We start from the raw sequence: 11,581 nt of genomic DNA, 5'->3' as shown, positions 1-11,581 counted from the left end.
CCCTTGTGACCGGTCGATGTCCGCCCGGCTCGAACGGTTCAGACGGCGGGCGTCTCGTCCCCGTGGCCGGCCGGCACCGGACGGCGGCGGCGAGCGAGGAGCAGCATGATGCCGCCACCCGCCACCAAGGCCAGACCGGTTCCGGCGATCAGCCCGGCCGCCGGCCCGGTGATCGGCAACCCGCCACCGCCGCCGCCACCGCTACCGCCACCGTTCCCGTCGTCACCGTCACCGTTGTCCCCGCCGTCGCCGCCGTCGGCGGGCGCGGCGACCACGACGGCGTACCCGTCCTGGTTGTCGTCGGCGTCCACGTCGGCCGCGCGGACGGCGATAACGTTCGCCGGCAGCTCGGCCCGCTCCGCGGCGGAGCGCGCATCCGCCGACCCGGTCAGGCCCTCGACCTGCACGGTGCCGCCCGCCAGGGTGACGGGTGCCTTGGTGGCGGCCGGCACCGTCACCAGGTGGTGGAACTCGACGGCGGAGTACGTGCCGTCGTCCGGGTCGGTGTCCTGGCCGACCGGCACCAGCGGAAGCTTGTCGTAGGTGCAGACCGCCGACCGCTGGTCGGTGCCGACCGCGCACTCCTTCGGCGGTCGGGTGAATTGCGCGCCCTCGGGCAGCCGCAGCGTGGCCTTGATCCCGCCGACCGCCTTGCGGCCCTGGTTGACGACCCGGTACCGCACGGCGCCCGTCCCGCCCGGGTGCAACGCCCCGCTCAGCTCCAGCCTGCCGTCCGCGTCGACCCGGGCCGACTGCTTCACGTCCGGTGCCACCACCGACAGGTCGGCCTCGGGCTCGTCGACCAGCCGGAGCGTGACCCAGTCGCTGGCGGTGATCTGCACCTTCTCCCCGCCCCAGGCCATGCCGGCCTCGACGTGGAACCTGCCCTCGTACGGCTCATCACCGCGGACGTGGATGTCGAGGGGGAGGTCCACCGTCCCGCCGGGGGCCGGGAGCAGCTCCGGAGACGAGCTCGACCCGATGCGGCAGTAGAACCCCGCGGTGTCCCCGTCGCACTCCCCCGAGCCGCCGCCCTGCGGCCAGATGACATGGGCTCTGGCCTCGTCCAACTCCTTGGGCCGGACGTAGAAGAGGATCTCCGTCGGGGTCTCGTCGGTCAGGTTGGTGAGCTTCAGGTGGACCCGCTTCTTCGCGACCCCCAGCGGGATCGTCGTGTCGGGCAGGTCGAGCGCGAACGTCGGACTCGGCTCCACTGCGGAGGCGGGACCGGCGGGGGCCGCCATCCCGGCGAGGAGGAGCAGCGCGGCGGCGACTGATCGTGTCAGCCGGCGATGACCAACGGCCATGGTGGAACCCTTCGAATAGGCGGAGAGGCACGGCCGACGGGCTGACCCGTCCAGGCCGCAGGTGAGGGTCCGGGCAGCTCTGCGCCCGGGAGTGCGGCCGGAACGCTAGCTGGTCGGCGTGGCCTCTCCTTGGCGATCCGCCGGATCAGCGCCAGCGACTCCGCCGAGCCTAACGCCCGCTCTCGCGCCTCCGCGAAGGTCCCTGTCAGGGCTTCAGAAGATGTCGAAGATGTCGAGGAACGTCCGCTGCGGCTCATGCAGTGGGATCAGCAACGCCGACAGCGGGCCGAGGACGAAACCGGCGACTCCCGCCGCAGCCCCGATCACGACATCTCCGCTCTCGGTCCGTTCCAGGGCGGCGACGGCCGTGGCTACACCCCAGCCGGCCAGGCATCCGCATGGCGTGGTCAACAACGCCGGCCAGAAACGCTCTTTGGCCGCAACTATCGTTACCGCCGCCACGACTAAGACGGTGCCGCCACCGGCGGCATACGGATACCAATCTTCCTGGACATCGGTAACGATCAGGGCAAAGATCGCAACACTGTACGGCACGCCAAGCACGAAGCCCAGGAGGACGAGCAGGAAGTTCCCGAGGCGAGTCCGCATGGCTGAGGAGACTAGCGCCAGGGCGCAAGTGTCCGCTGTCGACGGTTACGGCATCAGTGCGGGATCGTTTCGATGATCGCTTTGACGGCGTCGGCCCGGAACTGCGGGCCGGACAGTCCACAGTGTTCCCGGCCTACCGTTTCCTCCCACGATTGGCCCGCCACGAGCGGGTCTCCAGCCGCACCAGGGCCATCCCGATCATCTTTGGCCGGAAGCCGTCGGGGTCGACCCCGGGCAGGGTTGCGTTCCTCCTGGCAGGGGATCTCTACCGCGCCCTTTGGAGCTGATGTCGTAGACGAATCATCGAGGTGATGTCGCAAACGACTCAGCTCCACAGCGTCCCGAACCATCCAAAGCCGTCCCGAGCACACGGCCCCGTCGGCTCTCGACGAGTTCAGCCGGATGAACGACGCCCGCGCCTCCTCGCCCACCGCCTCAGCCGGCACGCCAGGGCAGGAGTGGCACGACCAGGCACCAACCCACCTGCGGCGAGCACTCACCACCCCTTTCGCACGTGGACATCGCCGCTTGCCCAGCATGAGCTAACCAAGCCCATCAGCCCTCATGCCTGTTGACATCGTTCACAGCTACTGCTCTTATTGACGCCGACGCTTTCACCGCAGGAGGAACGATGCGCAAGACCACCACGCTCGCCCTGATCGCCACCGCCCTCGTCACCCTCGGCTGCGGCTCGGGCAGCGCCGACGACAGCAGCGGCGAGGCCGACGGCACCAAGGCCGACGCCGGCAGCGCCAAGGGCGACGACAAGCCGGCGAAGACCACGAAGGTCGGCCAGCCGGCCCGGGACGGGAAGTTCGAGTTCACGGTCAAGTCGTCCAAGTGCGGCGTCGCCAAGGTCGGCACGTCGATGCTCGGCGACAAGGCCCAGGGCCAGTTCTGCCTCATCACGATCAACGTCAAGAACATCGGCAAGGAGCCGCAGACCCTCGACGGCAGCAGCCAGAAGGCCTTCACCGCCGACGGCACCGAGTACTCCTCGGACAGCGAGGCCGGCCTCTACGCCAACGACGACCAGAGCACCTTCTTCGAGGAGATCAACCCCGGCAACCAGGTGACTGGCGTCTTCGTCTTCGACATCCCGAAGAAGGTCAAGCTCACCAAGCTGGAGCTGCACGACTCGATGTTCTCCGGCGGCGTGACCGTCTCCCTCGGCTGACACCGGCGCACACCGCTCCCGCCGGGGCGAGCAGCTCGCTCGGCCCGGCACCCTGCCCCAGGATCACCGCCCGCACAGGAGATCGCCATGACCGACCCGGCCAGCCCGATGCCGCCCGAACAGACCACCACCGCCGCCGCCGAACCCGCCGACGCATCACCACCGCCCCAGCCGGAGCCGGAGCCGCAGACGGAGCCGGAACCGGAGCTGCGACCGCAGCCGCAGCCCAGCCCGGCTCGCTCCGCCGTCCGCACCTGGGCCGTCGGCGGCGCGGCCCTCGTCGTCGCACTCGCCATCGGCATCGGTGGTGCCGTGACCGCCACGTCGGGCGACCGGGCGCAGCCCGCGAACGCGACCGCGCCCAGCACCCCGACCACCCCCACCACGGCCACGCCGACGACCGCCGCACTCACCACGGCCGCCCCGACCATCGCCGCGCCCACGCCGACGAAGAGCACCGCCGCGCCGAAGCCGAAGCCGCCGACCTACAAGAAGCTCAGCGCCCGGCAGTGGAAGCTCATCGCCAAGAACCCCGACGCCCACCTCGGCGAGCACTACGTCGTGTACGGCCGGGTCACCCAGTTCGACGCGGCGACCGGGACCGACTCGTTCCGGGCCGACGTCGCCCACCGGCGGATGTCCGACTCGTACGACTACGAGACCAACACCATGCTGTACGGCTCCGAGTCGGAGCTGGAGGACCTCGTCGAGGACGACATCTTCCGCGCCACCGTCATGGTCCTCGGCTCGCACAGCTACGACACCCAGGTCGGCGGCTCGACGACCGCGCCCCTGCTCCAGGTCGACTCGTTCAAGGTGCTCTGATCCCCCGGCGACCCGCTACCGCCGGCATATGCCGAGGGCGTAAGGGATCACGCAGCGCCCGCCGGGTCGACATGATGGGTCGTGTCGCACGCACCGGCACCGGTGCCGCCCGTCAGCTGGAGGCAGCACGTGACGTCCGCAGCCCGACAGCAGGAGACCGCCGTTCGTGGGGGTTGGCGGGAGAATCCCTGGGTCAGCCTGGTGGTGTTGGCCCTCGGGTTCTTCCTGACGATGCTCGACGTCTCCATCGTCAACATCGCCATCCCCGACATCCGCGCGGACTTCGGCACCACCTTGCCGACCGTGCTCTGGGCGGTCAACGCGTACGTGCTGGTGGTGGCCGTCCTGCTGATCACCGCCGGTCGGCTCGGTGACCTCTACGGCCCGCGTCGGCTCTTCGTGCTGGGCAGCACCGTCTTCACGGTGTCCAGCCTGCTCTGCGGGCTGGCCCAGGGTCCGGGCCAGTTGATCGCGGCCCGTGCCCTGCAGGGCCTGGGCGCGGCGCTGCTGCTACCGCAGACGATGGCGATGATCGTGAGTCTCTTCCCGCCCACCCGGCGGGGCCTGGCCATGGGCGTCTGGGGCGCGGTCGGCGGCATCGCGGCGGTCGCCGGCCCGTCCGTCGGCGGCCTGCTGGTCACCACGCTCGGCTGGCGGTGGATCTTCCTGGTCAACGTGCCGATCGGGGTGGCGACGGTGATCCTGGCCCTCGTCGCCGTGCCGGGCCTGCGCTTCGATCGCCGGCACCGGCTGGACGTCGGTGGCATCGTGCTCGCCTCGGCCGCCCTGTTCTGCCTGGCCTTCCCGCTGATGGAGGGGGAACGGTTCGACTGGGCACCGTGGACGCTGGTCATGCTGGGGGCGGCGGTCGCGCTCGGCCCGGCCTTCGTGGCGTACGAGCGCGGTCGCCAGGACCGCGAACCGCTGGTGCCGTTCGTGCTCCTCGGTATCCGCTCGTACGCCACGATGATCGTCGTGGCCGCGGCGGTCTCCTTCGGAATCATCGGCTTCATGCTGCTGATGACCCTGTTCTTCCAATCGGTGCTGGGCTTCTCCGCGCTCGCCGCCGGCCTGGCGCTGGCCCCACCGGCGTTGGTCTCCACCCTGCTCGCGCCCCTCGCTGGCAAGATCACCGACCGGCTCGACGGCCGGGTGGTCCTGCTGGTGGGGTTGCTGCTGACCCTGGCCGGGATGGGCTGGACCGCCGGGGTGATGCAACCCGGCGCGGCCTGGTTGACCTTTCTCGGCCCGATGCTGCTGATCGGGCTCGGCAACGGGCTGCTGATCGCCCCGATGGCCGCGGTGGCGATGCGCGAGGTGCAGCCGGTCCTGGCCGGCGCCGCGTCGGGGCTGCTGAACACCGTCCGCCAGCTCGGGCCGGTCCTGGCGGTCACCCTGGTGGGCCTGCTGCTGGCCCGGCGACTGTCCGACTGGCCGGACGGTGCCGCGCCGACGGACCGGTACGCGGACGCGCTGCGGCTGGGCATGTGGCTGCCGACGGCGGCGATCCTGGTCGGCGTCCTCGCCTGCCTGCCCGGCGCGCTGCGCACGTTGCGGGGCACCAGCCCGGCGGGAGGCTCGGCATGAGGGTGGGCTTCTGGTTCGAACCTGATGCCGGAGCAGCGGGCCACCGTACGGGGTGAAGAGGCAGCCCGGATGACCCAAGGAGCTAGGACCGTAGAACATTTAGTTCTACACTCGTGCCCATGGAACGCATCGGTGTCCGGGAGCTGAACCAGAACACCAGCCAGGTGTTGGCTCGGGTGAGTGGCGGCGAGACCGTCGAGATCACCGATCGCGGGCGCCCGATCGCCCGACTTGTGCCGGTAGGCGACGACAGATCGATATTGGCCAAGTTGGTAGCGGCAGGGCGAGCCGTCGCCCCTACCGGTGGCGGCCCTGTGCCGCTTCCACCGAAGCTCGGTGACGAGAACGTGGACGTGGCTGCCTCGCTCGCTGCGATGCGTGATGAGGAGCGCTGGTGATCTATCTCGATTCCGCTGCTGTCGTGAAGCTGGTTCGGCAGGAGATGTGCAGCGCCGACCTTGTCTCCTGGCTCAACAAGCACGACGACGTGCCGCTTGTCTGCTCCGCTCTGGTCGAGGTGGAAGTACCCAGAGCGCTGCGCCGATCAGCTCCGCAAGCGTTGATCGGCGTGCCGGCTGCGGTCGGGCGGCTGTTCCGACTGGAGATCGACAGCACGATCCGTGCGACCGCAGCCGCGTTCGCCGAGCCGACGCTCCGCAGCCTCGACGCCATCCACCTGGCCACCGCCCAGGTGCTGATTAACGAGTCCGGCACGGCACTCACCGCCTTCGTCACCTACGACCGGCGGCTTCTCGAATGCGCCAAGGAAGCAGGACTACCGGTAGCAAGCCCCGGCCAGGACTGACCCACGGATTCCCCACCCTGGCCCAGGCCCAGCCACCGTACGGCAGCGCACGAGTCGTGCCCGCATCCAGGATCCCCGCCGACACGACAATGCCCCCGCCCGAAACGGACGAGGGCATTTCAGGAGTACCACCGGTTCGCACAATAGTGCGGTCGGTGGAGCCGAGGGGACTCGAACCCCTGACCCCCACACTGCCAGTGTGGTGCGCTACCAGCTGCGCCACGGCCCCTTGCTGTCGTCCCCGGTCACCCGGGCACGGAGAGAACTATACACACGCCCGCTCGCATGGTCATCTCGCGGGGGCCCCGCGCCGCGGGGTCAGTTGAGCGCGACGTCCGGCGGGAAGTGGGCCACCGCCGCCATCATTCCGCCCTGCCGGCGCAGCACCATCGGCCACAGGTCGTCCGGGCGGTCGACGAAGGCGTCCCCGGGCAGCGCGTCGAGCACGAACCAGGAGCCCTGGGCGATCTCCTGCTCCAGTTGGCCGCTTCCCCAGCCGGAGTAGCCGGCGAAGACCCGGATGCTGCCGATGTTCTCCCGCAACCGCTCCGGGTCGGCGGAAAGGTCGATGGTGCCGACGGCGCCGGAGACCTGGTGGAAGCCCCGCAACCGCTTGACCGGGGTACGCATCCGGGCCAGGCAGATCGCCGAGTCCGGCTGCACCGGGCCACCCTCGAAGAGCACCGCCGGGTCGCGGGCCAGGTGACTCCAATCGCCGAGGACCTCGGCGACCGGCACCTCGGTGGCCCGGTTGAGCACCACACCCAGCGCCCCACCCGCCTCGTGGGCCACGAGCAGCACCACCGTGCGGTCGAAGTTCGGGTCCTTCAACGTCGGGGTCGCGACCAGCAGCCGTCCGGTCATCGACTCCATCGCCCGCCCGCCGATCGCCTGGTTCTCTCCCTGCATGTCAGACATCCCTCAGCCGTGCACCGGGGAACGGCGACCGTCGCCCCGGCCGAGGACGGCGCCGCCGGAGCGGGCGACGGCACCACTGGAGCGGGCGGCATCGCCGTCGGGGCCGACCAAGGATGCGACCGGCGGCGATGTGGCCGGCCACACCCGGTCGGCACGGGACTCCGCGCTCAACCATGCTGTCAACGCCATGCCTGGCACCATAGCTTGCGCCCGTCGCGCTGGCTAAGGTCTGAGCGGTGGGTGATCCGGCGCGACGGGAAGGGGCGACGATGGGGCCGACGGCGGACATTGCGGTGATTGGCGGGTCGGGGCTCTACGCGCTCCTGGAGGGCGCGACCGAGCACCGGGTGCAGACCCCGTACGGGGAGCCGTCCGACGCGATCACGATCGCCGAGGTGGGTGGCCGACGGGTGGCGTTCCTGCCCCGTCACGGCCGCGACCACCGGCACCCGCCGCACCTGATCCCGTACCGGGCGAACCTGTGGGCGCTGCGGTCGCTCGGGGTGCGCCAGGTGCTCGCCCCCTGCGCGGTCGGCGGGCTCCGCCCCGAGCTGGGGCCGGGCACCTTCGTGGTGCCGGACCAGCTCATCGACCGCACCAGCGGCCGACCGCAGACCTACTACGACCAGGGCGCCGTGCACGTGACCTTCGCCGACCCGTACTGCCCGGTGGGGCGTCGGACGCTGCTCGACTCGGCGGCCGGTCGAGGCGTGCCCGCGGTCGACGGCGGCACGATGGTGGTGGTGGAGGGGCCGCGCTTCTCCACCCGCGCGGAGTCGCGCTGGTTCACCGCGATCGGCGGGGCGGTGGTCAACATGACCGGTCACCCGGAGGCGGTGCTGGCCCGGGAGCTGGCCCTCTGCTACACCCCGATCGCGCTGGTCACCGACCTCGACGCGGGCGTGGAGAGCGGCGAGTCGGTGACCCAGGAGGAGGTCTTCCGGGTCTTCGGCGAGAACACCGAGCGGCTGCGCGGGGTGCTGCTGGACGCGGTCGCCGCCCTGCCGGCCGAGCGGGGCTGCCCGTGCGGGCAGGCGCTGGACGGGATCAAGCTCCCCTTCGCGCTCCCCTGACGGCCCCGCCCCCTCCTGCTGATCGGCTCCGGGCTGGGCGAATCGCCCGATAGGCGAGCCCGGCCCGGCTAGATTCGGCAGGTCGGGGGCCGGTCGCGGCGTGGTCCCCGGCACGCAGGCCGCCCCGCGCCGCGCCCCGGAGGCCCACCGATGGCAACGGTCCGCGACACGACCTACGACCTGCTCCGCGCGCTGGGCCTGACCACCGTCTTCGGCAACCCCGGCTCCACCGAGGAGCCCTTCCTGACCGACTTTCCCGCCGACTTCCGCTACGTGCACGCCCTGCAGGAGGCGTCGGCGGTGGCGATGGCCGACGGGTACGCCCAGGCCACCGGCCGCCCCGCGCACGTCAACCTGCACACCGCGCCGGGCACCGGCAACGGCATGGGCAACCTGGTCACCGCCTGGCACAACAAGACGCCGCTGATCGTCACCGCCGGGCAGCAGACCCGGGAGATGCTGCTGCTCGAACCCCGGCTGACCAACCTGCGGGCCGCCGAGCTGCCCCAGCCGTACGTCAAGTGGGGCTACGAGCCGACCCGCGCGCAGGACGTCCCGGCGGCCTTCATGCGGGCGTACGCCACGGCGGTGCAGCCGCCGGCCGGGCCGGTCTACCTCTCCCTGCCGCTGGACGACTGGCACCAGCCGTCGTCCGGCCCGGCCGAGGTCCGCACGGTGGCCACCCGGTACGCCCCCGACCCGTCCCGGCTGCGCGAGTTCGCCGCCCGGATGGCCGCCGCCCGCTCCCCCGTGCTCGTCCTCGGCGCGGCGGTCGACCGGGCCGGGGCGTGGCCGGCCGCCGTCGCGCTGGCCGAGCGGCTGGCGGCCCCGGTCTGGTCCGCGCCGGCCCCCGAGCGGGCGGTGTTCCCCGAGGACCACCCGCACTTCCGGGGCGTGCTGCCGTACGCGATCGGGCCGCTGGCGGAGGCGCTGCGCGGGCACGACCTGGTGGTGGTGGTCGGCGCGCCGGTGTTCCGCTACTACCCGCACGTGCCGGGGGACCACCTGCCGCCCGGGGCCCGCCTGCTGCACGTCACCGACGACCCGCAGGAGGCCGCGCGGGCGCCGGTCGGGGAGAGCCTGCTCGGCGATGCCGGCCTGACCCTGGCGGCCCTGCTCGACCTGGTCCCGGCGGCCCAGCGCCCGCCACCGCCGCCCCGGCCCGCCCCGGCGTCGCCCGAGGCCGGCACCCCGCCGAGCCCGGACGCGCTCTTCGCCGCCCTGGCCCGGCACTGGCCGCCCGACGGGGTGCTGGTGCAGGAGTCGCCGTCCAACCTGGCGGCGCTGCGCCGCCGACTGCCGATCACCCGACCCGCGTCGTACTTCACGATGGCCAGCGGTGGGCTCGGCTTCGGACTGCCGGCGGCGGTGGGGATCGCGCTGGCCGAGCGGGACACCGGACGGGGCCGCCCGGTGGTCGCGGTGATCGGGGACGGCTCGTTCCACTACTCGGTGCAGGCCCTCTGGACGGCCGCGCGGCTGCGCCTGCCGCTCGCCGTCGTGGTGCCGGTCAACCAGCAGTACGCGATCCTCAAGTCGTACGCCGAGCTGAAGCACACCCCCGGCGTTCCGGGCCTGGACCTGCCGGGCCTGGACCTCACCGCGCTGGCCCGGGGGTACGGGTGCGCCGCGACGGTCGTGACGGAGCTCGACGGGCTGGGGGACGCGCTGCGGGCGGCGCTGGCCGAGCAGCGACCCACCGTGCTGCCGGTGCCGATCAGCACCGACGTGCCGACACTGCTCTGAGCCCTCCCGCACTGCTCTGAGCCCTCCCGCACTGCTCTGAGCCTCCCCAGCGCCGCCCCGAGCCCGGCAAGCGACACCGCCGCGGCTCAGTTCCGGGGCGACGCCGCGGCGGGTCAGGGGCGCACGATCAGCGGCGTCCCGGTGGCCACGTCGAGCACCGGCCGGTCGCCGAGGGGCCGCTGGAGGGTGGCGGTGACCGGCTTGATCAGGAGCTGGTCGGTGCAGATGCCGGTGGCCCGGGTGACGCCGCCGCCGACGACCACCACTTTGTCGTCCTCCCGCACCAGCGGGGTGATCGCCGTGTCGCAGGCGCCCACACCGATCCGGAAGGTCAACTCGGCCCCGTTGACGGCCTGGACGTCCTGGGCGCCGACCACGGCATCCGGCACCGGGCCGGTGGGCGCGGCGGTGTCGGGCACCGGCCCGGTGGGCGCGGTGCCCCGGGGCACGGCGGTGACCGCGCCGGGCGCGACCGCGAGCCGGGCCACCGGGGCCGTCAGCTCTGCGACGGTGAAGACCCAGGCGGGGACCTGTGCCATGCCCCGGCTGGTCCGCACCGGCGCGGTGCCGAGCCGCACGGCGGTGACGGTCAGTGACACGCAGGCGGCCTGCGCCGCGCTGGTCGACGGCCCGTCCGGGCCCGGCTCGACGGTCGGACCCGCCGGACCCTCCGCGCTGGGCGGGCTGGGCGGGTTGGGCGTCGATGTCGGCCCGTCCGGGCCGGGCTCGACCGTGGGGCCGGCCCCTGGGGCCTGCCCCGACCCTGCCGTCTGCCCCGGCCCTACGGTCGGCACCACCGGCCCCGGCCCGCCGATCGGGCCCTCCGGCTTCGGGCTGACGATCGGGCCGTCCGGGCCCGGCTCGACGATCGGGCCGTCGGTGGACTTGTTCCGGGGCCGCACGCTCGGCCGGTTCTCAGGCGTCGGGGCCGGCGGCCGGCCCGCGCAGGGCGGCGGGTCGCCCCGGTCGAGCTGCCGGTAGGCGGTGGCGGCGCTGACCAGCGGCACGCTCAGTGCCCCGGCCGGGAAGCGAATCGTGGCATCGGCCGGCGCGGCGCCCGGCACGTCGATCCGCTCCCGGTACCAGCCGTTGCGGAACGCCTGCTCGGTCTCGGGCGTGAAGCCGGGGTCACCGAGCGGCACGGTCGGGTCCTGCAACGGCACGTATCCGCTGGACCACTCCGGTCCCGGCCGCCACGCCTCGGCCACCTCGCCGGCCCGTTGGTGGAACGACTCCCACCGGCCCTCGCCGCCGCCGGCGGCCGACCCCGACCCGCCCGAGCCACAACCGCCCGCGACGAGGACGAGTGGCAGGCCCACCAGGGCGACAACGAAACGCATACCCCTTCGACGCACTCGCCCCGCCCCGGGTTCCGACCACCACCGCAGTACGCGGCCCCGCGCACGTCGACACCCCTCGCCGATCATGGACCCGTGGTGCCCGGTCGGAAGGCATTCGCCGCGTTCATCCCCCACCACAACTCCATGATCGGCGGGGCGGGGCGGGGGGGTGGGGGTGGGGTGGGGTGGGGTTA

General features: G+C 72.6%; 12 protein-coding genes and 1 tRNA gene. 7 read left to right on the top strand and 6 right to left on the bottom strand.

What is annotated here, in order from left to right; all coding sequences use genetic code 11:
- Positions 1-38 precede the first annotated feature (38 nt).
- Positions 39-1,307: a hypothetical protein gene (locus ACLQ2V_RS08395; RefSeq protein ID WP_425717821.1), complete on the bottom strand. Its 1,269-nt coding sequence runs from the start codon at positions 1,305-1,307 to the stop codon at positions 39-41.
- Between the two features lie 213 nt (positions 1,308-1,520).
- The gene (locus tag ACLQ2V_RS08390) at positions 1,521-1,916 is read right to left on the bottom strand and encodes a hypothetical protein (RefSeq protein WP_425717820.1); all 396 of its coding nucleotides are present in this window, start codon (positions 1,914-1,916) and stop codon (positions 1,521-1,523) included.
- A 631-nt stretch (positions 1,917-2,547) separates the two neighbouring features.
- On the opposite strand from ACLQ2V_RS08390, the gene ACLQ2V_RS08385 reads away from it, so the two are divergent.
- The 5 genes from ACLQ2V_RS08385 to ACLQ2V_RS08365 all read left to right on the top strand — a co-directional run bounded on the left by ACLQ2V_RS08385 (position 2,548) and on the right by ACLQ2V_RS08365 (position 6,310).
- On the top strand, positions 2,548-3,093 hold the full coding sequence (locus ACLQ2V_RS08385; RefSeq protein WP_425717819.1) for a DUF4352 domain-containing protein: 546 nt from the start codon (positions 2,548-2,550) through the stop codon (positions 3,091-3,093).
- An 87-nt stretch (positions 3,094-3,180) separates the two neighbouring features.
- A complete protein-coding gene (locus tag ACLQ2V_RS08380) occupies positions 3,181-3,918 on the top strand; it encodes a hypothetical protein (protein ID WP_425717818.1) in 738 nt (245 codons plus the stop codon).
- A 129-nt stretch (positions 3,919-4,047) separates the two neighbouring features.
- Entirely contained in the window at positions 4,048-5,505 is a 1,458-nt protein-coding gene (locus tag ACLQ2V_RS08375) for a DHA2 family efflux MFS transporter permease subunit (RefSeq protein WP_425717817.1), read from the top strand.
- 119 nt (positions 5,506-5,624) lie between these two features.
- The gene (locus ACLQ2V_RS08370) at positions 5,625-5,903 is read left to right on the top strand and encodes a type II toxin-antitoxin system Phd/YefM family antitoxin (RefSeq protein WP_425717816.1); all 279 of its coding nucleotides are present in this window, start codon (positions 5,625-5,627) and stop codon (positions 5,901-5,903) included.
- Positions 5,900-6,310 (top strand): type II toxin-antitoxin system VapC family toxin, encoded by a 411-nt coding sequence (locus ACLQ2V_RS08365; protein ID WP_425717815.1) that lies wholly within the window; start codon positions 5,900-5,902, stop codon positions 6,308-6,310. The genes ACLQ2V_RS08370 and ACLQ2V_RS08365 overlap by 4 nt, the downstream gene beginning before the upstream one ends.
- A 156-nt stretch (positions 6,311-6,466) precedes the next feature.
- On the opposite strand, the gene ACLQ2V_RS08360 is transcribed toward ACLQ2V_RS08365, so the two are convergent.
- The 3 genes from ACLQ2V_RS08360 to ACLQ2V_RS08350 form a co-directional block, all read right to left on the bottom strand.
- Positions 6,467-6,539, bottom strand: a tRNA-Ala gene (locus tag ACLQ2V_RS08360).
- Positions 6,540-6,628: 89 nt separating this feature from the next.
- Positions 6,629-7,228 carry a YqgE/AlgH family protein gene (locus tag ACLQ2V_RS08355; protein WP_425717814.1) on the bottom strand — a complete coding sequence of 200 codons (600 nt, stop codon included), beginning with the start codon at positions 7,226-7,228 and terminating at the stop codon, positions 6,629-6,631.
- 3 nt (positions 7,229-7,231) lie between these two features.
- Positions 7,232-7,417 (bottom strand): hypothetical protein, encoded by a 186-nt coding sequence (locus tag ACLQ2V_RS08350; RefSeq protein ID WP_425717813.1) that lies wholly within the window; start codon positions 7,415-7,417, stop codon positions 7,232-7,234.
- 80 nt (positions 7,418-7,497) lie between these two features.
- Here ACLQ2V_RS08350 and ACLQ2V_RS08345 point away from each other — a divergent pair, with 80 nt between their 5' ends.
- Positions 7,498-8,301 (top strand): S-methyl-5'-thioadenosine phosphorylase, encoded by an 804-nt coding sequence (locus tag ACLQ2V_RS08345; protein WP_425717812.1) that lies wholly within the window; start codon positions 7,498-7,500, stop codon positions 8,299-8,301.
- Between the two features lie 150 nt (positions 8,302-8,451).
- Entirely contained in the window at positions 8,452-10,047 is a 1,596-nt protein-coding gene (gene mdlC / locus ACLQ2V_RS08340; RefSeq protein WP_425717811.1) for a benzoylformate decarboxylase, read from the top strand.
- A 113-nt stretch (positions 10,048-10,160) separates the two neighbouring features.
- Here mdlC and ACLQ2V_RS08335 read toward each other — a convergent pair whose 3' ends face one another.
- Positions 10,161-11,387 (bottom strand): hypothetical protein, encoded by a 1,227-nt coding sequence (locus ACLQ2V_RS08335; protein WP_425717810.1) that lies wholly within the window; start codon positions 11,385-11,387, stop codon positions 10,161-10,163.
- Positions 11,388-11,581 lie beyond the last annotated feature (194 nt).

The sequence above is a fragment of the Micromonospora sp. DT233 genome (assembly GCF_049841815.1).
Lineage (GTDB): Bacteria > Actinomycetota > Actinomycetes > Mycobacteriales > Micromonosporaceae > Micromonospora.
This window is presented reverse-complemented; position numbering and strand designations above follow the sequence as displayed.

Excerpts from the sequence above, each read along its gene's own strand:
- ACLQ2V_RS08395 (WP_425717821.1), bottom strand. The coding sequence starts at position 1,307 with ATGGCCGTTGGTCATCGCCGGCTGACACGATCAGTCGCCGCCGCGCTG.
- ACLQ2V_RS08390 (WP_425717820.1), bottom strand. The coding sequence starts at position 1,916 with ATGCGGACTCGCCTCGGGAACTTCCTGCTCGTCCTCCTGGGCTTCGTG.
- ACLQ2V_RS08385 (WP_425717819.1), top strand. The coding sequence starts at position 2,548 with ATGCGCAAGACCACCACGCTCGCCCTGATCGCCACCGCCCTCGTCACC.
- ACLQ2V_RS08380 (WP_425717818.1), top strand. The coding sequence starts at position 3,181 with ATGACCGACCCGGCCAGCCCGATGCCGCCCGAACAGACCACCACCGCC.
- ACLQ2V_RS08370 (WP_425717816.1), top strand. The coding sequence starts at position 5,625 with ATGGAACGCATCGGTGTCCGGGAGCTGAACCAGAACACCAGCCAGGTG.
- ACLQ2V_RS08355 (WP_425717814.1), bottom strand. The coding sequence starts at position 7,228 with ATGTCTGACATGCAGGGAGAGAACCAGGCGATCGGCGGGCGGGCGATG.
- ACLQ2V_RS08350 (WP_425717813.1), bottom strand. The coding sequence starts at position 7,417 with ATGGCGTTGACAGCATGGTTGAGCGCGGAGTCCCGTGCCGACCGGGTG.
- ACLQ2V_RS08345 (WP_425717812.1), top strand. The coding sequence starts at position 7,498 with ATGGGGCCGACGGCGGACATTGCGGTGATTGGCGGGTCGGGGCTCTAC.
- mdlC (WP_425717811.1), top strand. The coding sequence starts at position 8,452 with ATGGCAACGGTCCGCGACACGACCTACGACCTGCTCCGCGCGCTGGGC.
- ACLQ2V_RS08335 (WP_425717810.1), bottom strand. The coding sequence starts at position 11,387 with ATGCGTTTCGTTGTCGCCCTGGTGGGCCTGCCACTCGTCCTCGTCGCG.